Origin of the sequence: Xanthobacter sp. YC-JY1 (genome assembly GCF_021730305.1) — a bacterium.
GTDB classification, from domain to species: Bacteria; Pseudomonadota; Alphaproteobacteria; order Rhizobiales; family Xanthobacteraceae; genus Xanthobacter; species Xanthobacter flavus.
This window is the reverse complement of record NZ_CP032674.1, coordinates 3,476,872-3,495,984: the sequence shown is the minus strand read 5'-3', so window position 1 is coordinate 3,495,984 and position 19,113 is coordinate 3,476,872. Positions and strand designations below refer to the sequence as shown.

The following is a 19,113-nucleotide window of genomic DNA, read 5'->3' as shown; positions in this document are numbered from 1 at the left end:
CGATGCCAAGTGGGCCCGCTCATGCGCCGCGCGGGCTGTTCGTGATCTTGGTCAGTGAACGCCGAAATAGGCCTTGTGCAGCTCGCCATCGGCGGCGAGGGCGGCGCTGGTGCCGGAGGCGACGACGCGGCCCTGGGCCAGCACGTAGCCATCATCCGCCACATCCAGCGTCTGCCGCACGTTCTGCTCCACGAGGAGGATGGTGTAGCCCTCCTCCTTCAGCTGCCGCACGATGCGGAACACCTCCGAAACGAACAAGGGCGACAGGCCGAGGGACGGCTCGTCGAACACGATCAGCTCCGGGTCGGTCATCAGCCCGCGGGCGATGGAGAGCATGGAGCGCTCGCCGCCGGAGAGTGTGCCGGCGAGCTGGTTGCGCCGTTCCTTCAGCCGCGGGAAGGTCTCGAACATGCGCTCCATGCGCTCGGCGAGACGGTGGCGGTCCTTCTCCAGAAGGCCGCCGACCTTGAGGTTTTCCAGCACGCTCATGCGCGGCAGCACCCGGTTGCCCTCCGGCACGGTAGCGATGCCCAGAGCGGCGATGCGGTGGGTGGCGAGATTCGTGATGGTGTCGCCCCCGAACGCCACCGATCCGCGCCGCACCGGCGTCAGCCCCAGGATGGAGCGGATGAGGGTGGACTTGCCCGCCCCATTGGCGCCGAGGATGCAGGTGATGCGGCCGGGCTTCGCCTCGATGGAGACGTCGTGCAGCACGTCCGCCCGGTCATAGCCGGTGGTGACGCCGGAGACGGAGAGCCGGCGGGCGGCTTCGGGACGGGGCGCATCTGGGTGCGAGAGTTGGGGCCGGCTCATTGCGCGCCTCCGAGATAGGCGGTCTGCACTTCGCGATCGGCGATGAGGGCGTCGAACGGTCCCTCGAAGATCTTCTTGCCGAAGTTCAGCACGATGCAGCGGTCCGAGATGCGGCGGATGACGTCCATCTCATGCTCCACGAGGACGATGGCGAGGTCCGGCATCTCCTCCCGGAAGGCGAGCAGGTCGTCCATCAGCGCCCGCGTCTCCTCATGGGTCATGCCGGCGGATGGCTCGTCCAGCAGGAGCAGGCGCGGGGCGCCGACGAGCGCGCGGCAGATCTCGATGCGCCGCCGGTCGATCATGGTGAAGCTGCCGGCCGGCTTGAACAGGTTCGCGGCGATCTGCGGATTGAAGCGGCGCGTGAGGGCCGTCGCCCGTTCCACCAGCTCGGAAAGCTGGCGACGGAAGCGGCCGCGCAGCACGAGGGCGGAGAGGAGGCTGAGGTCGAGCCGACCGAGCGCCCCCAGCGCGATGTTGTCGAACACCGTCTGGTCCAGCATCAGGCGCGAGCGCTGGAAGGTGCGGGCGACACCGGCCCGTCCGATCTCCTGCGCCGAGCGGGCGAACAGGTCCTGCGCCTCCAGCTGCACGGCGCCGGCCGAGGGCTTGTAGAGGCCGGTGAGCACGTTGAAGAAGGTGGTCTTGCCCGAGCCGTTCGGCCCGACAAGGCCGATGGTCTCGCCCTTGCCGACGCTGATGTCGAGGGCGTCGAGCGCCGTCAGGCCGCCGAAGCGCATGGTGAGGCCGGAGCAGGCGAGCAGCGGGCTCATCGGGAGCCTCCCTTCACGAGCGCGGAGAAGTCGCGCACTGCGCGCGGCATGAGGCCGGACGGGCGGAAGCGCAGGATGGCGATGACCAGCAGGGCGAAGATGATGAGGCGGAATTCCTGGATCGCCTGCAGTTTCTCGGGGATGACGAGGATGACCACCGCCGCCACCACCGCCCCCCACAGATTGCCGAGCCCGCCCAGCACGAGGATGGACAGCATGATGAGGCTGTCGCCGAAATTGGCGCTGTTGGGGTTCACGAAGCCGTTCATCATGCCGTAGAGCGCACCGGCGACCCCGATCATGGCATTGCCGAGCAGGAAGGCGGTGGCCTTCCAGCGGGCGATGGAGAGGCCGAAGACGCTGGCCGCCACCTCGTCCGAGCGCACCGCATCGAGCGCCACGCCGACGAACGAGGTCTCCAGCCGCCGTACCAGGAAGAAGGCGAGGGCGAACAGGGCGCAGGAGGCGAGCGCGTAGGGCAGATAGAAGGAGACGTCGTAGGGCCCGATCTCGGTCACCCGGCTGAAGTCGAGGCCGAACAAAGAGAAGGATTTCACCTTCATGCCCTGGGGGCCGCCGAGCACGTCATTCACCTCCAGGAAGGCGCGCAGCAACAGGCCGAAGGCGATGGTGACGAGCGCGGCATAGTGGCCGCGCGTGCGCAGCACCGGCAGCAGCAGGACGAGCCCCAGCACCGCCGCCGCGAGGCCGGCGATGAGCAGCACAAGGAGGTGCGGGATGCCCGTATGCCCCAGCAGCGCCGCCACATAGGCGCCCACCGCGAAGAAGGCGGCGCCGGCGAAGTTGGGCACGCCGGCAAACGCCATCTGCAATGTGAGACCCGCGGCGGCGGTGGCAAAGAGGGCGACGGTGGCCATCATCAGCAGCGTGTAGTGCTCTTCGCGCAGCGCGGCGGCGATGGCGAGGATGCTGAGGGCGGCGGTGAGGTTCACCGTGCCGGGATGGGCGCGGCAGAGGCCGACGATACGTCGGCCCACGGGCACCTTCTCCGCCAGCGCGAACACCGCGACGAAGGCGGCGAGCAGCGCGATCACCTGGCCCTGCTGTTCGGCATGGAGCAGGAAGCCGCCGCCAGCGAACAGCAGGGCCACGGTGGCGGCCACGGCGAGGCGCGCGAGACCGCCGGTGCGGGCCGTATCAGCGGGAAGGGAGGGGGCAAGGTCCGCCATGCTCATCTCACACCCGCTCGCTGGATTTCTCGGCGATGAGGCCGGTGGGGAAGAGGCCGATGAGGGCGATGATGACGGCGAAGGCCACCACGTCCTTGTAGGCGCTGGTGAAGGGCAGGACGACGGTGACGAGGGTCTGCACCCCCGCGAAGAGGAAGCCGCCGATGATGGGCCCGATGAGGCTTCCGAGGCCGCCCACCACCGCGCAGGCAAAGCCGATGATGCCGAGCATGACACCCATGTTGAAGTTGATCTCCCGGTAGTAGAGCCCGAGCATCAGCCCCGCGAGGCCGGCGAGCATCGATCCCAGCGCGAAGGTGCCGAGCACGGTGCGGTTGAAGCTGACGCCCGCGAGCTGCGCCACCTCCTCGTCCTGCGCCACCGCGCGGATGGAGAGGCCGAGGCGGGTGCGGGTGATGACGAGATGGGTCGCCAGCACCACCGCGAGGCCGGCAAGGAGGATGATGACGCTGTCGATCCCTACGCTGAACGATCCCGCTTTCAGCACGCCGTCCGGCAGCAGGGCCGGGAAGGGCTTGGGATTGCCGCCATTGGGCACGCCGAGGCGGATGGCCTCGCGCAGCACGGTGCCGGCCATGAGGGTTGCGAGCAGCACGTTGACGCCCGGCGCGTTCTTCAGGGGCAGCACCAGCAGCCGGCCGATGATGACGCCGGAGAGCGCGCCCGCGCCCAGCGCCGCGATGAGCCCCACCGCCAGCGCCAAGGGGCCGGAGAGGGTGACGAGCGCCGCCATGAGCCCCGCCGCCCCGAAGGCGGAGAAGGCGCCCACCGTCACCACGTCGCCGTGGGAGAACTTGATCACGTCCAGCACGCCGAAGAACAGCGAGAAGCCGACCGCGACGATGGCGTAGATGGTGCCGAGCATCAGCCCGTTGAACAGGTACTGGGCGAGAAGTCCGGGGTCCATGGCGGGTCTCTCAAGGGGAAGCGGGAACCGGCGCGCTGCAAGAAGGGCGCCGGGGGAGGGGAGTGTCTGCCATCGGCGCCACCCTTGCGCCCCCGGCGGACTGAAACGGAGCGAGAGCAGGGGAAGGAGTGCCGTGGCCCAGTGCAACCGTTCGCCGAAGGCGGCTCCATTCCCCGGCCGTGCGAAGCGGTTGCCGGCTTCGCCGACCTTTCCCCTGGGCCCCGGATCAGCGCTCCACCTGCGGTGTCGACGGTCCGGGGAACAGGGAGGGCGTCAGTTGCTCGCTGCCTTGCCCGGCAGCTTCTTGGTGCCCGTCGCATAGGCACTGTCCGGCCAGTAGACCCACTTGCCGTCCTGCGAGACATAGACGTTGGCGGAGACGATGTTCTGCCGGTGGTCGTCGAAGTTGATCTCGCCCACCAGCGCCTTATACCCCTTGGTGGTATTGAGCACGTCGCGCACCTTCTTGCGGTCCGGGCCGACCTTCTCGATGGCGTCCATGATGAGGTTGGCGGCGGAGAAGGCGAACGGGCCATAGGCGTCCGGGTCCTCGCGGTAGCCGGCCTTGGCGTAGGCGTCCATGAAGGCCTTGCCGTCGGCATACTTGGTCAGCGGCGCGCCGTTGTGGAAGGAAACCGTGCCTTCCGCGGCAGGGCCGGCGCCTTCGATGAAGCCGGCGCTCATGATGCCGGAGACGCCGGCGAGCTGGGCGGGGATGCCGAGCCGGTCCATCTGCGAGCGCACGCGCACGCCGAGGGGCGTGAGGCCGCCGATGAACACCACGTCCGGCTTCAGCTCCTTCACCTTGGTCAGTTCGGCGGTGAAGTCCTGCTGGTCCGGCGGCACCGGGAAGGTGGCGAGGATCTCGCCGCCCTGGGGCTTCAAATTCTCGGCGAAATACTTGTTCTGGCCCTTGCCGTAGTCGGTGGTGTCGTGGATGACGACGAAAGTCTTGAAGCCCTGCTTGGTGAGGAACTCCGCGGCCATCTTGCCTTCATTGATCATCGTGCCGTTGACGCGGTGGATTTCCTTGTAGTCGTTGCCATAGGTGATTTCCGGCAGCACCGCGCCCCACACCACCACCGGCAGGCCGAAGCGGTTGTAGGTGTCCACCGTGGCGATGGCGACCGCAGAGCAGTAATGCGTGATGCCGGCGATGATGGACTTGTCGGAGGCCGCCTTGGTAGCCACCTGCACGCCCACGTTCGGCTTGCACTCGTCGTCGAAGGGTACCAGCTCGTAGGTGTATTTGGCGTCCGGCTTGGCATTGTGCAGGTCCACGGCCAGCGCCGCGGAATTGCGGCCGCCGAGGCCGGTGGCGGAATTGCCGCCGGTGAGCGGGCCGATGAAGGCGATCTTCACCGTGTCGCGCGCCAGCGCCGGAGATGCGGCGAGCGACACCGCGGCGAGGGCCGCGCCGGCGAGGTTGAACAGTTTTCGGCGGGCAGGCTTTCGATCCGTTGCCATCTGATGATCCTCTGGAAGGGTTTGTTTGTTCAGGCCGTGCGGCGCCGGTCGTTGCCGGCCCCGGTGGAGGGGATGGGAAACTCAGGCCGCCCCGTCGGCGAAGAGCACGTCCGCCGCGGGGTCGAGCGCCCCATCCTCGGCGGCGCGGGCGATGGCGGCGCCCTCGGAGAAATAGGCCGGCTCGCGGGCGGAGCGGTCCACCTCCAGGTGGAACACGTCGAAGCGGTTGTAATAGCCCACCACGTCGTGGAACTGCTTGGGCTCCACGCAGCGGGCGGTGTCGATATCGGCGTAGAGGATGCCCTCGTGCTCGCCCAGCACCTCGCCCAGCACCTGCGAGGTGGGATCGAGCACCATGGAAATGCCGCGCGGGGAATTGTCCATCACCTCGAGGCTGGCCTTGCCCAGGCTCGCGTGGCCCATGGAGCCCATGGCTTCCCGCATGGCGGCATCGACGAAGCCGGAGGCGACGATGTTGAACACCTTCGCCTCGAAGGCATGAGCACCGGCGCGGATCTCGATGGCGCGCTTCAGGTCGTAGGCGCCTTCTTCCTCGGGCGGACGGGTCGGCCAGATCGGCGGATAGGAGGAGATATGCACCTGCTCCCCCTGCGCCATCAGGGCATAGCGCGCGAGGGGATTGGTGTTCTCTCCGCAGATCAGCATGCCGACCCGGCCGATCTCGGTGGCGGTGACGCGCAGGCCGCGCGCGTCGCCATTCGCCCACACCAGCTTCTCGTAGAAGGTGGGGACGAGCTTCCTGTGGTGGTTGAGGATCGCGCCGTCCGGCCCGATCAGAACGTTGGAATTCCAGATGCAGCCGACGCTCGCATCGGTGCCCTCGGTGAAGCCGAGGGAGACGTGGACGCCGTGCCGGCGCGCCGCCATGCGGATGGTGCGGATGGCGCCGTCCGAGAGCTTCTGCGCCTCAGCAACCAGCGCGCGGAAGAAGCCGTGATTGTAGATGGGCGCCTGCAGCGCCGCCCACACCGGGAAGCCGGGCAGGAAGGATTCCGGGAACACCACCAGCGCGGCGCCGTTGGCGGCGGCCTCGGCGATGAGGTCGCAGGCCTTCTCGGCGGTCTTGTCCGCATCGAGGAACACGGACGAGGCGTGGCAGGCGGCGGCCTTGAAGCGGGGATATTGGACGGTCATCGGGCTCTTCTGCCAGTGGGGCGGCGGTGATTACGCCGGCTCATGATGGCGTGGCGTCCCGTGCGCGGAAGGGCGCAAATGTGCAGGGGCACTTGCGCATATTCTCATGCGGCAGGTGTAAGAGGGGCGCCCGGGCCGGTGATGGAGCCGCTCTGCCTCGAGAGGGCGCAATTGCCCGGCTTCGCGCCGCCTCTCGATGAGGCGCGGTGCGCAAAGGGTGGCCTTCGAGCCGACCGCCGCCCGCTTTGCGCACCGCGCCTTGCACGATTTCCGATGGCGCGGCGACGTTCGGGAGCGGCCAATGTCTCCATGGCGCGGCCAAGCGCCCCGCCTTCGCCCATTGCCTTGCGGGAAGCCGCGAAGAATGATCCTTGCGAAAAGTGCGTGCGTCGCCCGTCCGGGGTGTAACGTTCGGGTGGGCGCCTGCGAACTGACCTTCGGGAACGTATAGATGGACGACCGCGAACTGCGGTGGGCGCAATTGATGCGGAGCGCGCTTGCCGGCGACGGCGCGGCCTATGAGCAATTGCTGCGGGAGCTCGCGCCCGCGCTGCGCACTGTGGTCCAGCGCCGCCTTGTCCGCCTTGGCGCGCCCACGGCGGAGACGGAGGATGTGGTGCAGGAGACACTGCTGGCGGTGCATTTGAAGCGGCACACCTGGCGCACCGAGGACCCCCTCGGGCCCTGGCTGTGGACCATCGCCCGCAACAAGATGGTGGACCATCTGCGCCGGCGCGGGCGGCGGGTGGAGGTGCCGGTGGAAGATTTCGCCGAATTTCTCCCGGCGCCGGAGGAGCGGCCCGACACCGGGGCCATGGAGGTGGAGCAGCACCTTGCCCTGCTACCGCAGAAGCAGCAGGCGGTGCTGCGCTCGGTGGCGGTGGAGGGCGCCTCCGTCGCCGAGACGGCGGAGCGGATGCGCATGACGCCCGGCGCGGTGCGCGTGGCGCTGCATCGCGCCTTTGCGAGCCTTTCGGCCCGCCTGAGGGAGGAGTGAAGGAACGACGTGAAGACGGATGACCTCATACGCGCCCTCGCCGCCGATGCACGGCCGGTGCGCAGCTTCAGGAGCACGCTCGCGCTCGCGCTCGTCGTTGGCGTCGTGGCGGCCGCGTGCGTGTTCGCCCTGCGTCTTTCGCCGCGGCCCCACCTTCTCGCTCTGCTGGTGGAATGGCGCCTCGCCTTCAAGTTCGCGGTGACGCTCTCGCTCGCCGCAGTCGCTTTGGTGTTGGCGCTGCGCCTGTCGCAGCCCGGCGCGCGGGTGGGACGTGCGGCGCGGGCCCTGCTTGTGCCGGCCATGCTGCTTGCAGCGGGTGTTGCGGCCGAGCTGGTGACGACGCCCGCAAGCCAGTGGCGGCACGAACTCGTGGGCCGCTACGCCATCTATTGCACGACGCTCATTCCCATGATCGCCGCTCCGGCCCTGGGCGCGCTCCTTCTCGCCCTGCGGCGGGGTGCCCCGACCCACCCGACACTGGCCGGCGCCGCCGCGGGCCTCGCGGCGGGCGGCATCGCCGCCGCCCTCTACGCCCTCCATTGCGTGGACGATTCCCCGCTGTTCTTCCTCACCTGGTACAGCATCGCGGTGGCGGCGGTGACGGCGGTGGGCGCGCTCGTGGGTAGCCGATTGCTGCGCTGGTAGGGCCGGAGCTTGGGTTCCCGCGCAGCAATTGCAGCGGGTTGCGAGCGGGCGGCCCCTGGGCGGCCGGGGCGGCCGGGGCGGCCGCTCCGTACTGTTGCCCTTTGGTCGCTTGCCGGCTCTGTCTTCCGCCTGCCGTTCCGTCACCGCCTAGACCGCGCCACGACGCTTCGCTACCCCTAATTGCAACTCTGGTCAGGGAGAGTTGCGATCATGGCGGCGAAGGCGAAAACCGGCTTCAGCGGGCTCGATAAGAGCAAGACGCTGGCGGAGAATACGGTGAATGCGGGTCCGGTGGTGCTGGATTCGAATGTGACGGTTGCGGGGGCGCCGACTGCCTATTTTATGGATGCTTCATTTACGGTGAGTATGGCCAACTCTACTGCCCTCGATCATTTCAGTATATCACAGATCGGAGGCATTGCCGTCCAAGAAAATCCTGATAAGACATCTTATATATACTATAATGGAGATTATATCGGCTGGGAGACGACGGTCGGAACTGATCAGTACATGAATGTAACTCTCGCGCCCGGTGTGATGGCTGAGGAAATCACAGCGTTGGCGCGTGCCGTTTCATACTCATATTCGGGTGATACGCCATCGGCTGTCGCGCGCGCCGTAACATTTGCGTTTGCTTCCTCCAACGCGCCAGCCTTCTCCGCCAGCATGCAGCTCAAGCTCAAGCCGGAGGGGGATGCGCCGAAATTCTCCGATCTCGGTCCGACGCACGCATTCCGCCCTTCGGCCGCGATGGACGGCGTCGTCATCGACTCGGACGCCCATGTGACCAATCCCGACGGCACCGGCTTCAAGAATGGCAAGCTCAGTGTGCATCTCACGGGCGGAACATCCACCGATCAGTTTTATCTCTCGGCCGGTGCGTTCAGCATCATCGGCACAAAGCTGTATCTCGACGGCAAGCAGGTTGGCACCGTTTCCGCCAATGGGCTGTCCGGCCACGACTTGGCTTTCACTTTGAAGTCGGCCATTTCCGATGCCCAGATGAGCGAGCTTCTGGACCAGGTGTCCTATCGTTCGACATCTCCGACGGCACCGACGAGCGCGCGCGATGTGACATTCACCGTCACCGATGCTGACAAGGGCGTGGCGAGCGCGCATGTCTTGCTGTCGTTCGAGAACCATGCGCCTACGATCGGGGCGACCAGTTGGGCAGGCGATACGGCGCTGCTTTCGGCGACGGCGACGGGGCAACACGGAAACGGAGAGAGCTGGTTGCCGACCATTTCGCCGGATGGCACCAAGGTGGCCTTTCTATCCGGCGCTGCGAATCTCGTGGCGGTGCCAGCTGGTGGAGCTGTTCCTTCTGTCTTTAATCAGCAGGTCATGATCAAGGATCGCGTAACGGGCGACGTTGTTGTCGTTTCGTCCGATTCCCAAGGGCGGATCAGTAACGAGAGCAGCACCGGCGATATCGTGTTTTCGCCGGATGGCCACAAGGTTGCGTTTGTGTCGCTTGCATCCAATCTGGTTCAAGGGGATACAAACGGAGTTGCTGATCTCTTTATCAAGGATCTAGATACTGGTGCAATCACCCGCGTCTCCACCGACGCAAATGGCGGGCAAGGAGTTTCTTCAAGCGAGCGTCCGACTTTTTCTCCAGACGGAACCAAGATCGCCTTTCAGTCCTACTCGCCCTTCGTCTCCGGAGATACTGGGCGCAATGATATCTTCGTCAAGGACTTGTCGACGGGAGCTGTCACCCGGATCTCGACCTATGCTGACGGCAAGGAATTCGGAACCAACAGCGACGATCCCGTCTTTTCTCCCGATGGGACCAAGATCGCCTTTGTTGCTATAGGTTCTGAGGCGGGGCCGAGAGCGGTCGGAGATTCAGCTTATTACATTAAAGATCTTGTGACCGGCGAAATTAAATTCATTTCATACGCTGGCGGCTCCACGCCGATAGCTCCGGTCTTTTCCCCGGACGGCACCAAGTTGGCATTCCTTTCCTACATGTTGGATCCCAATTCCGGATCATCGCACGGTTCGGTGCAGGTGCTGGTCAAAAATATAATCACAGATGAAGTGACCGTGGCCAGTTCCAGCTCGCAAGATTTCGTTGCAAATGATTCGAGTTACGGATTAATCGCATTTTCTCCGGATGGCACGAAGGTGGCCTTCGCTTCTGCCGCGAACAATCTGGTGCCAGGTGATGCCAATGGTTTCACTGATATTTTCGTAAAGGACATCACGACAGGCGAAATCACGAGTTTTTCAGGTGATGGTGCTAGCTTCGATCCAGTATTTACGCCCGATAGCCTGCAGGTGGTGTTTGAGTCAGCGGCATCCAACTTGGTCGCCGGCGACAAGAGCTACGGCAATAACATCTTCATCGCCTCGATCGGCGCGCCCAATGTCCATGGGCCAGCTGTCATCGACCAGAGCGGTCTGAAGAGCCTTTCGACATGGGGTACCATCCAGTTCGCCGATGCGGACACCTCCGACACCCACACCGCCAGTGTCACCGGCCCCACAGACGCGCTGGGCGCGCTTACGGCCAAGATCGTCAGCGATGCGAACGGTGCCGGCGTCATCCAGTGGTCCTATTCGGTGGATGAGGCCAAGGTGGCGCCGCTGGCCGAGGGCGAGACGCGGGCGGAGACGTTTGTGGTCAAGCTGACGGATGCATCCGGTGCGGCGGTGACACAGGATGTCACGATCACGCTGGTTGGTACCGGCGGCGGAGCGGGCCCGCAGGTTTCGGCCCTTTCCTTCTCCGCGCAGCCATCGGTGGGCACGGAGGGCAACGTTTCCGACCCCTTCGCGACCCTGAAGGCGGCCGTCTCCGGCGCGCCGGACGATCTTTCCGCCGTGTTCGCCACGCTGGAAGCACGGGCGGCGGGGTTGCTGGAGGCGGCGTCGCACGCCCATGGGGCGCTGGGCACGGATCACCTGCCGGACCTCCATCTCCCGACGGCAGTCGTCGACTATCTCGATGCCATCGGTTCCTCCCTCCTCGACCATGCCCAGTCGGCGCACCCCGCGCTGGTGCACGAGCTGTCCGACCGGGCGCAGGCCCTGGCGGCGCATGTGCATGAGGTGCTTCATCCCGTGCACGGGAGCGCGGATGCGCTGATCTGATCTGCGTCCGTCATCGGTCGGCGCCCTTGCCAGAACGGCGCGCGCCGTGCCCATCTAGGGCGCGGCTGTTCCGGGCGGGAGGCAGGCGATGACGCAAGGCGAGGGCCGGGGCGAGGCGCGTGACAGAGGCGGCCTTGATCGCCGCAGCCTGCTGAAGGGCGCGGCGGCGCTGGCGGTTGCCGGCGGCATCGGTTCGGGCGCACGGGCTGCGCCCGGCGGGCTCATCGATGCCCACAGCCACAGCTGGGGCGGCGACCTCGCCCGCTATCCCATGGTCAACGGCCAGACCGCGCGCGACCGCGATCCGCCGGACTACGATATCGACACCGTGCTGGCGCGGGAGGCGGCCGTCGGCGTCGCGCGGGTCGTGCTGGTGCAGCACATCGGCTATTTCGGCTTCGACAGCTCCTATCTGACGGATGCCGCGCGGGCGCACCCCGGCACCTTCGCCGTGGTCGGTGCGGTGGACGACCTGCGCGCCGACGCGGCCGAGACCATGCGGGCGGCGAAAGCGACCGGGGTGAAGGGCTTTCGCCTGAGGGGCGTCGATACCCGATCCTGGCTCGCCTCTCCGGTGATGGCGACCATCTGGGCGACGGCAGCGGAGGAAGACCTCGTTTTGTGCCCGCTCCTGCGCGACAGCCCGGACATGAGCGACGACGCGCTCCTCCACATGGCCGAGCTGTGCCGGCGCTATCCGGCGACGAGCGTCTGCCTCGATCACATGGCCCATGTGATGCCGGGCGACACGCGCCAGCTGGACCGGCTTCTGGCGCTTTCCGCCTTCCCGGGCGTGACGGTGAAGGTGTCCGGCCTCAACAAGTTCGACACGCCCCCTTACGACCGGGTGATCCCGCAACTCGTCGCCCTCGTCGCCGCCTTCGGCGCGGGCCGGCTGATGTGGGGCAGCGACATGCCGGTGCTGGAGCGCGAGCCCCCCAACACCCTTCAGGCCGCCTTCGATTTCATCGCCCGCCGGGCGCCCCTCGACGACGGGCAGCGGGACTTTCTGCTGCGGGGAACGGCTGAGCGCGTGTTCTTCGGCGGATAGCCTTTGCGCGCGCTCAGGTTGTGTGGGGAGGAATGACGTAGTTTTACCCAGCGTCATTTCCTGTTTTTCTCTGTAATTCGACGAATGCCGCAAGACGAACCGGGCCGTTGGTTGCGTCATCCTCATCTTGGCTGGTATTCTCGCGGCCTTCGGGACACGAACACACGCAGGGTGGGATGGGAGGCGGGGCAGGCAGTGAGGCGCGACACCGCGCGGCCGGATGGGCCGGACGCGTGCACGCGGCGTTGCGCCTTCCGGTCATCCTGCGCCTGCTTTTCGTCGTCCTGCTCCTCGCCAACGGCGTCGCGGCCTTCGTTCAGGCGGGCAATGCCGCGGGCCTCAGATGGAATGCGGTCCAGGTCGAAGGGCTCGTCGCCGCCGGCCTCCTGTGCGAGCACGAGAGCGGGCAGTCCGGCCCCTCCGCGCCCGATCAATCCCCGACCCATCCCTGCTGCGCGGATTGCATCGCCTGTCCTTGCGCCGACGGGATGCTGGCGCCGCCGCCTGCCCCCGTCGCGCTCGACGCCGTGGCCGGATTCCTCATGGTGCGCGCCGATCTTCCGGCCGCCCAGCTCACCACGCAGCTTCCCTTCAAGCGCGGCCCGCCGCCGCGCGCACCTCCCCACCTCGTGACCGCCATCAAGGCCGCCTGAACCGGCGCGCTCGCCCGCGCCTTGGGTTTCTCACGAGGATTTTTTCATGACCAGGCTTCCCGGGGCCGTCAGCCTTTGCGCGCTGACAGGCCTTCTTCTCGCTGCGCATCCCCCCTCCGCGCACGCCCATGGAATCGCGGGCGACCGCGTGTTCCCGGCGACCCTCACCTTCGACGATCCGGCCGTGGCCGACGAGCTCGCCTTGCCCACCGTGCAATATCTGAAGGACGGCGACGGGGTCGGCGGCACCTCCTATTCGTTCGAATATGCCAAGACCATCACCCCGTGGCTCGGCATCTCCGTCGAGAGCGGCTGGCTGCAGAATACCCCCGGCCATTCGGGCTTCGACAATATCGAGACGACGCTCAAGTGGATGCTCCTCAACAATGCGGAGCACGAATTCATCTTCTCGGTGGGCCTCAGCATCGAATGGGGCGGCACCGGCAATTCCAAGGTGGTGGACAGCTACACCACGGTGTCGCCCAACCTCTATTTCGGCAAGGGCTTCGGTGACCTGCCGGACAGCCTCGCCCTGCTGCGGCCCTTCGCCATCACCGGCCAACTGGGCTACGGCCTCCCCACCCAGCTCACCGATCCGCTGACCTTCGAATCCAACCCGCGCGTGCTCACCTGGGGCCTGTCGCTGCAATACAGCCTGCCCTACCTCAATCAGAACGTGCGCGAGATGACCGGGCAGCCGGACTTCATCAAGCAGCTCACGCCCATCGTGGAAGCGAGCTTCCAGTCCCCGGTTTCCAACATCGGCGACGGCGCGCGCATCACCACGGGCACCATCAATCCCGGCGTCATCTGGTCCAACGGCGCGGTGCAGGTGGGCCTTGAGGCCCTCATCCCCATCAATGCCCAGAGCGGCAGCCATGTGGGCGTGATCGGCCAGCTGCATTTCTTCCTGGACGACATCTTCCCTAACGGCATCGGAAGGCCTCTCTTTCCCTGAGGCGCCGTTCCCTTCCCCGTCCCCTTTCGCGAGATCCATCATGAAGCGCATCGCAACCCTCGTCGCCGCGGCCGCCCTCGGCCTCCTGTCCGCCACCGCGGCCTTCGCTCATGCCCATCTGGAAAAGGCGGTGCCGGGCGTCGGCACCACCGTTTCGGCCGGTCCCAGCGAAATCCGCCTCGTCTTCAGCGAGGCGGTGGAGCCCCGTTTTTCCTCCATCGTCGTCACCCGCGCGGACGGTTCCGCCGTGGCCTCGGGCGCGGCGGCCGATGGCGCCGATCCCAAGGCGCTGGTGCTGAAGCTGGGGGCCGCGCTGCCGGCCGGTGCCTACAAGGTGCAGTGGAAGATCGTCTCCGTGGACACCCACAAGACCGAGGGCAGCTTCGGCTTCCAGGTCGGCAAATAGGGTGGACGTGTTTCCCCTCATCCTCGCCGCGCGGTGTACGCATTTCGCGGCGGGGCTGGTGCTGCTCGGTGCATCGTTGTTCGTGTTCACCGCCGTGCCGGCGTGGGCCGGGGCAGCGGGCGCCTCGGCCGTGCGGGCGGCGGAGCGGATGGTTTTCCTCGCGCTGCCGGTCGCGCTCGTCTCGGCTCTCGTGTGGGCGGGGGCGGCGCTGGTGGACATTGCAGGCACGCCGGCAAGCCTGGCCGACCCGAGCCTCGTCTCCGGCTTCCTGCTGGAAACCGGGTTCGGAAAGGCCATGGCGTTCCGGCTGGCCGTGCTCGTCGTGGCCGCGTTCGCCGCTCTTGCCCTGCGCGGACGGCGGAGGCTGGCGGCGATCACGGCGGCGGGGGCCGTTCTGATGGCGAGCGAAAGCCTGCTCGGCCATCCCGGCGCCGCCGAGGGGGCGCGGGCGGTGATGCTGGTGGCCGTCCATGCCGTCCACGGGCTAGGCGCGGCGGTGTGGATCGGCGGGTTGCTGCCGCTCATCGTGCTGCTGGACGGGTGGGCGAAAGCGCCGGAGGAAGCCGGAAAAGCGCCGGGCGCCGTGCTGCGGCGCTTTTCCCGCATCGGCATCGGGGCGGTGCTGATGGTGGGCGTCGGCGGCGGGCTTGCCGCGATCCTGCATATCGAGACGCCGGCCGCGCTGCCGGGGACGATCTATGGCCGCATCGTCATCCTGAAGGCCTCGGTCTTCGCCGGCCTTGTCTGCCTCGCCCTGCGCAACCGCCACATCGCTTTGCGCCTCGCCCGCTCGCCCACGCGGGGGGCGGACCTCGCGCGCATCGCGGTGAACAGCAGGATGGAGGTGGCGCTGGCCCTTGTCGCCGTCTTCCTCGCGGCGCTGCTGGGCATGAGCGATCCGCAGCTCTAGCCGACGGCGCTCACTCCGGCTCCGCGAGGCGATAGCCGACGCCGGTCTCGGTGCGGATGTAGCGGGGCTTTTCGGGATTGTCCTCCAGCTTCTGCCGGAGCTGGCGGACATAGACGCGCAGATATTGCAGATCGTGCATCTCGCCCCACACCTGCGAGAGCAAATAATGATGGGTCAGCACCTTGCCCGCATGCTGCACCAGCACCCGCAGGATGGCGTATTCCTTGGGCGAGAGCTTCACCTCCCTGTCCTTCACCTTCACGATCCGCCGCACCAGATCCACCGAGAGATCGCCCACCACGAACAGCGGCTTCTCGCCCTGCTGCTGGAGGCGGTGGCGCAGGGCGACGCGGATGCGGGCGACCAGCTCGTTCATGCCGAACGGCTTGGTGACGTAGTCGTCCGCCCCCGCCTCGAGCGCCTCCACGATGCCCGGCTCGTCGGTGCGGCTGGAGAGGATGATGATGGGGCAGGTCCGCCCCTCCTCGCGCCAGCGGCGCAGCAGGTCGCGGCCGGGAATGTCGGGCAGGCCGAGGTCGAGGATGACGAGATCCGGCGCGCCGGCGGCCATGAGCGCCAGTGCCTCGGCACCGGTGGCGGCGCTCTCCACCCCGTAGCCCTGCGTGGGCAGGCCGGTGGCGAGCAGGCGGCGGATGGCGGGTTCGTCGTCCACCACGAGGAGCTTCACTGCCGCGCTCACGGGGTGGTCTCCAGCATGGGGGCGAGCGCCCGCGCGGGCAGGTCGATGGTGAAGACGGCGCCGGAACGGTCGGCCCGGTTGGCCACGGAGATGGTGCCGCCCAGGGCCTCGATGAAGCCGCGGCAGATGGCGAGGCCGAGCCCGGTGCCGGCGCGCACCTGATCCTGCTTGCGGGCGCGGAAGAACTTGTCGAACACCTGGTCCACATCCTCCGCCGGAATGCCCGGCCCCTCGTCCAGCACCTGCAGCGTCACATGTCCGCCCTCCTGCCCGTTCTCGGCCCAGCCGTGAAGCGAGACGAGGGAGCCGGCGGGCGCATATTTGGCGGCATTGTCGAGGAGGTTGAACAGCGCCTGCTCGAACAGCACGGGATCGACGTTCAGCATGGGCAGGTCCGGCGCAAGGTCGATCTCCACCCGGTGGTCCTTGAGGATGGCGGCCGCCCGCCGCATGGCGCTGCCGACAATCTCGGCGAGGTCGTTGGGCGAGGTGTTGGGCACGATGGCCCCGGATTCCAGCCGCGTCATGTCCAGCAGGTTGGCGATGAAGCGGTTCAGCCGCTGGGCCTCCTCCTCGATGGTCGCCAGCATCTCGCCGCGCTGGTCCTCGGTGAGCGAGGCGGCGAAGCTCCTGAGTGTGCCCGCCGCGCCGAGGATGGAAGCGAGCGGGGTCTTCAGGTCGTGGGAGATGGAGGTGAGAAGGGCCGAGCGCAGCCGGTCGGTCTCGGCGTCGAGCCGCGCCTTCTCCACGTCGGAGACGAGGTTCGCCCGTTCCACGGCGAGGGCCGCCTGGTCGGCGAGGGCGTCGAGCAGCCGGCGTTCCTCGGGCGAGAGGGGCGGGCCCTCCTTGTCCTTGTCGATGCCCACCACGCCCACCGCCCCGCGCCCGGTATGCATGGGCAGGAACAGGCGGCGCGCGCCGGGCAGCGTGTCGGCGCCGCGGCCGGCTGGTCGGTTGTTCTCATAGGTCCAGTTGGCGGCGGCAAGATCCGCCGCGTCGATGGCATCTTCCGGCGGGTAGCCGGCCTTCACGGTGAGCGCGCCATCCTCCGGCAGCAGCATCACCACGCGCACCTTCAGCATGGAGGCGATCTGGAAGGCGGTGGCCCAGAGCAGATCGTCCAGGCTCACCGCGCTCGCGAGCTTCTTGGAGAAGAGATAGAGGTCTTCCGTCGTCTTCGCCCGCGCCCGCGCGGCCAGCGCCTGCCCGCGCACCCGCGCCGTGAGATTGCTGGCGATGGCCGCCACCACCAGGAAGAAGAACAGCGCGATCACGTTTTCCGGATCGGCGATGGTGAAGGTGTAGAGCGGCGGGATGAAAAAGAAATTGAACGCCAGCATGGCGGCGACCGAGGTCGCCAGCGCCGGCCACAGGCCGGAACGCACTGCGCTTACCAGCACGGCGGTGAGGAAGACGAGGGCGACGTTCTGCAGCCCCAGCAGCCGTTGCAGGGCGACGCCGACGAGGGTCGCGGCGGTGACGAGGAACGCGCCCTCCGCATAGGCCCGCACCTCCCGTCGCACCGGCAGCGGGGCGGCCGCGCGCGTCTCCTCGGAGGCCGGCTGTCCGGCATCGCCGGCGATCACATGCACGGAGATGTTGCCGGAGCGCCGCACGAGGTCGTGCACCACCGAGCCGTGCAGGATCTCGAACCAGCGCGAGCGGTCGGACTTGCCGATGACGATCTGGGTGACGTTGGCGGCGCGGGCGTAGGAAAGCACGTCGTCGGCAATGTGCGCGCCGCCGGGCACGGTGACGGCTTCCGCCCCCAGCCGCTCGGCGAGGCGCAGCACCTCGGCGATGCGGTCGCGGTCGGCGTCGCCCAGCTGGAAGCTGCGCTGCGTCTCCACATAGAGCGCCACCCATGGCGCCCGCAGCCGGTCGGCGAGGCGCTTGGCATAGCGCACCAGTGCCGCGCAGCGCTTGTCCTCGCTGATGCAGACCAGCACCCGCTCGCCTGCCGCCCACGGGCCGGAGATGGCATGGGCGCGCATGTGGCTCCGCAACTGCTCGTCCACCCGCTGGGCGGTGCGGCGCAGGGCCAGCTCGCGCAGGGCCGTGAGGTTGCCGGGGGAGAAGTAGTTGTCCACCGCGCGCCGGGCGGTGTCGGGCACGTAGACCTTGCCGTCGTGCAGCCGCTGGATGAGATCGGAGGGGGTGATGTCGATCACCTCGATCTCGTCGGCGCGGTCGATGATGGCGTCGGGCACCGTCTCGCGCACGCGGATGCGGGTGATCTGCGCCACCACGTCGTTCAGGCTCTCCACATGCTGGATGTTCAGCGTGGAATAGACGTCGATGCCGGCGGCGAGCAACTCCTCCACGTCCATGTAGCGCTTGGCGTGGCGGCTGTCGGGGGCGTTGGTGTGGGCTAACTCGTCCACCAGCACGAGGTCGGGCTTGCGGGCGAGGATGGCGTCGAGGTCCATCTCCTGCAACTGCCGGCCCTTGTAGGCGACGGTGCGGCGGGGGACGATCTCGAAGCCCTCCACCAGCGCCTGAGTCTCGCGGCGGCCGTGGGTCTCCACCACGCCGATCACCACGTCGGCGCCTTCCTTCAGGCGGGTGCGGCCGGAGGCAAGCATCTCGTAGGTCTTCCCGACGCCGGGGGCGGCGCCGAGGAAGATCTTCAACTGGCCACGGCTCTCCCGCTGCGCCTCCTTCAGGAGGGCGTCCGGCGAGGGGCGGTGGTCGCTCTCGCGCTCTTCGGGCATTGCCGTCTCCCGGCCGGGCCGCTGCGGTCCCGCCTGTTCTATTTGGCGCCGGCGAAGCGGTCCAGCGCGAGATTGATGGCGACCACGTTCACCCGGGGCTCGCCGAGGAGGCCGAAGGTGCGCTCGCTCGTCTCGTGCGCAACCAGCCGGCGCAGCACGTCCTCATCAAGGCCGCGCGCCTTGGCGATGCGCGGCACCTGGAACAAGGCGGCCTCCGGCGAGATGTCCGGGTCGAGCCCCGAGGCGGAGGTGGTGACGAGATCGGTCGGCACCGCCGCGCCGGGGTTCTCGGCCTTCAGGGCCGCCATGTCGGCCTTCACCCGATCCATGAGGGCGGGGTTGGTGGGGCCGAGGTTCGAGCCCATGGAATTGGCGGCGTTGTAGGGCTGCGGCACCGTCTTCGAGGCATCCGCCGGATCGGCGCCGGTGGTGGCGGAGGGGCGGCCGTGGAAGTAGCGGTCGGAGGTGAAGGCCTGCCCGATGAGGGCGGAGCCGACCACGGTGCCGTTCTTCTCGATGAGGCTGCCATTGGCCTGCGCCGGGAACAGCACCTGCGCGGCGCCGGTCATGGCGAGGGGGTAGGCGAAGCCCGTCAGCGCCGTCAGGAGGACGACGATGACGAAGGCGGGACGGAGGCTGTTGAGCATGATG

The 19,113-nt window shown here is 67.6% G+C and carries 17 protein-coding genes; 8 read left to right on the top strand and 9 right to left on the bottom strand.

Annotation, left to right across the window (positions count from 1 at the left end; translation table 11 throughout):
* Positions 1–51: 51 nt before the first annotated feature.
* The 6 genes from D7006_RS16420 to D7006_RS16395 form a co-directional block, all read right to left on the bottom strand.
* Positions 52–813, bottom strand: a complete 762-nt coding sequence (locus D7006_RS16420) for an ABC transporter ATP-binding protein (RefSeq protein WP_237353783.1) — start codon at positions 811–813, stop codon at positions 52–54.
* Positions 810–1,586: an ABC transporter ATP-binding protein gene (locus D7006_RS16415; RefSeq protein ID WP_237353782.1), complete on the bottom strand. Its 777-nt coding sequence runs from the start codon at positions 1,584–1,586 to the stop codon at positions 810–812. Before D7006_RS16415 ends, D7006_RS16420 begins: the two co-directional genes overlap by 4 nt.
* Positions 1,583–2,776 carry a branched-chain amino acid ABC transporter permease gene (locus D7006_RS16410; protein ID WP_237353781.1) on the bottom strand — a complete coding sequence of 398 codons (1,194 nt, stop codon included), beginning with the start codon at positions 2,774–2,776 and terminating at the stop codon, positions 1,583–1,585. Before D7006_RS16410 ends, D7006_RS16415 begins: the two co-directional genes overlap by 4 nt.
* Positions 2,777–2,783: 7 nt before the next feature.
* On the bottom strand, positions 2,784–3,704 hold the full coding sequence (locus D7006_RS16405; protein ID WP_237353780.1) for a branched-chain amino acid ABC transporter permease: 921 nt from the start codon (positions 3,702–3,704) through the stop codon (positions 2,784–2,786).
* A gap of 273 nt (positions 3,705–3,977) precedes the next feature.
* Positions 3,978–5,171 carry a branched-chain amino acid ABC transporter substrate-binding protein gene (locus D7006_RS16400; protein ID WP_237353779.1) on the bottom strand — a complete coding sequence of 398 codons (1,194 nt, stop codon included), beginning with the start codon at positions 5,169–5,171 and terminating at the stop codon, positions 3,978–3,980.
* Between the two features lie 81 nt (positions 5,172–5,252).
* Positions 5,253–6,326 (bottom strand): carbon-nitrogen hydrolase family protein, encoded by a 1,074-nt coding sequence (locus D7006_RS16395; protein WP_237353778.1) that lies wholly within the window; start codon positions 6,324–6,326, stop codon positions 5,253–5,255.
* A gap of 451 nt (positions 6,327–6,777) precedes the next feature.
* On the opposite strand from D7006_RS16395, the gene D7006_RS16390 reads away from it, so the two are divergent.
* From D7006_RS16390 to D7006_RS16355, 8 genes are all read left to right on the top strand, one after another.
* Positions 6,778–7,323: a sigma-70 family RNA polymerase sigma factor gene (locus D7006_RS16390; RefSeq protein ID WP_169122936.1), complete on the top strand. Its 546-nt coding sequence runs from the start codon at positions 6,778–6,780 to the stop codon at positions 7,321–7,323.
* A 9-nt stretch (positions 7,324–7,332) separates the two neighbouring features.
* Positions 7,333–7,968, top strand: coding sequence for an NrsF family protein (locus D7006_RS16385; RefSeq protein ID WP_237353777.1), 636 nt, complete (start codon positions 7,333–7,335; stop codon positions 7,966–7,968).
* A 210-nt stretch (positions 7,969–8,178) separates the two neighbouring features.
* Positions 8,179–11,070, top strand: coding sequence for a VCBS domain-containing protein (locus D7006_RS16380; protein ID WP_237353776.1), 2,892 nt, complete (start codon positions 8,179–8,181; stop codon positions 11,068–11,070).
* 88 nt (positions 11,071–11,158) lie between these two features.
* Positions 11,159–12,121 carry an amidohydrolase gene (locus tag D7006_RS16375; protein WP_229643301.1) on the top strand — a complete coding sequence of 321 codons (963 nt, stop codon included), beginning with the start codon at positions 11,159–11,161 and terminating at the stop codon, positions 12,119–12,121.
* Between the two features lie 233 nt (positions 12,122–12,354).
* Complete coding sequence (locus tag D7006_RS16370; protein ID WP_237353775.1) at positions 12,355–12,774, top strand: hypothetical protein; 420 nt, start codon at positions 12,355–12,357, stop codon at positions 12,772–12,774.
* 46 nt (positions 12,775–12,820) lie between these two features.
* On the top strand, positions 12,821–13,732 hold the full coding sequence (locus D7006_RS16365; RefSeq protein WP_237353774.1) for a hypothetical protein: 912 nt from the start codon (positions 12,821–12,823) through the stop codon (positions 13,730–13,732).
* 40 nt (positions 13,733–13,772) lie between these two features.
* Complete coding sequence (gene copC, locus D7006_RS16360; RefSeq protein WP_210257736.1) at positions 13,773–14,138, top strand: copper homeostasis periplasmic binding protein CopC; 366 nt, start codon at positions 13,773–13,775, stop codon at positions 14,136–14,138.
* 1 nt (position 14,139) lies between these two features.
* The gene (locus tag D7006_RS16355) at positions 14,140–15,048 is read left to right on the top strand and encodes a CopD family protein (protein WP_237353773.1); all 909 of its coding nucleotides are present in this window, start codon (positions 14,140–14,142) and stop codon (positions 15,046–15,048) included.
* Between the two features lie 10 nt (positions 15,049–15,058).
* Here the strand turns inward: D7006_RS16355 and D7006_RS16350 are convergent, their stop codons facing one another.
* The 3 genes from D7006_RS16350 to D7006_RS16340 are packed head-to-tail and all read right to left on the bottom strand — an operon-like array spanning position 15,059 to position 19,109.
* Complete coding sequence (locus tag D7006_RS16350; protein WP_229643305.1) at positions 15,059–15,748, bottom strand: response regulator transcription factor; 690 nt, start codon at positions 15,746–15,748, stop codon at positions 15,059–15,061.
* Positions 15,745–18,462: a sensor histidine kinase KdpD gene (locus D7006_RS16345; RefSeq protein WP_237353772.1), complete on the bottom strand. Its 2,718-nt coding sequence runs from the start codon at positions 18,460–18,462 to the stop codon at positions 15,745–15,747. The genes D7006_RS16350 and D7006_RS16345 overlap by 4 nt, the downstream gene beginning before the upstream one ends.
* Positions 18,463–18,500: 38 nt before the next feature.
* Complete coding sequence (locus tag D7006_RS16340) at positions 18,501–19,109, bottom strand: K(+)-transporting ATPase subunit C (RefSeq protein ID WP_237353771.1); 609 nt, start codon at positions 19,107–19,109, stop codon at positions 18,501–18,503.
* Between the last annotated feature and the right edge of the window lie 4 nt (positions 19,110–19,113).

Bases quoted from the DNA above. Each gene is read 5' to 3' on its own strand.
- D7006_RS16395 (WP_237353778.1), bottom strand. From the start codon at position 6,326: ATGACCGTCCAATATCCCCGCTTCAAGGCCGCCGCCTGCCACGCCTCG.
- D7006_RS16365 (WP_237353774.1), top strand. From the start codon at position 12,821: ATGACCAGGCTTCCCGGGGCCGTCAGCCTTTGCGCGCTGACAGGCCTT.
- D7006_RS16410 (WP_237353781.1), bottom strand. From the start codon at position 2,776: ATGGCGGACCTTGCCCCCTCCCTTCCCGCTGATACGGCCCGCACCGGC.
- D7006_RS16340 (WP_237353771.1), bottom strand. From the start codon at position 19,109: ATGCTCAACAGCCTCCGTCCCGCCTTCGTCATCGTCGTCCTCCTGACG.
- D7006_RS16390 (WP_169122936.1), top strand. From the start codon at position 6,778: ATGGACGACCGCGAACTGCGGTGGGCGCAATTGATGCGGAGCGCGCTT.
- D7006_RS16375 (WP_229643301.1), top strand. From the start codon at position 11,159: ATGACGCAAGGCGAGGGCCGGGGCGAGGCGCGTGACAGAGGCGGCCTT.
- D7006_RS16380 (WP_237353776.1), top strand. From the start codon at position 8,179: ATGGCGGCGAAGGCGAAAACCGGCTTCAGCGGGCTCGATAAGAGCAAG.
- D7006_RS16415 (WP_237353782.1), bottom strand. From the start codon at position 1,586: ATGAGCCCGCTGCTCGCCTGCTCCGGCCTCACCATGCGCTTCGGCGGC.
- D7006_RS16345 (WP_237353772.1), bottom strand. From the start codon at position 18,462: ATGCCCGAAGAGCGCGAGAGCGACCACCGCCCCTCGCCGGACGCCCTC.
- D7006_RS16420 (WP_237353783.1), bottom strand. From the start codon at position 813: ATGAGCCGGCCCCAACTCTCGCACCCAGATGCGCCCCGTCCCGAAGCC.
- D7006_RS16405 (WP_237353780.1), bottom strand. From the start codon at position 3,704: ATGGACCCCGGACTTCTCGCCCAGTACCTGTTCAACGGGCTGATGCTC.
- copC (WP_210257736.1), top strand. From the start codon at position 13,773: ATGAAGCGCATCGCAACCCTCGTCGCCGCGGCCGCCCTCGGCCTCCTG.
- D7006_RS16400 (WP_237353779.1), bottom strand. From the start codon at position 5,171: ATGGCAACGGATCGAAAGCCTGCCCGCCGAAAACTGTTCAACCTCGCC.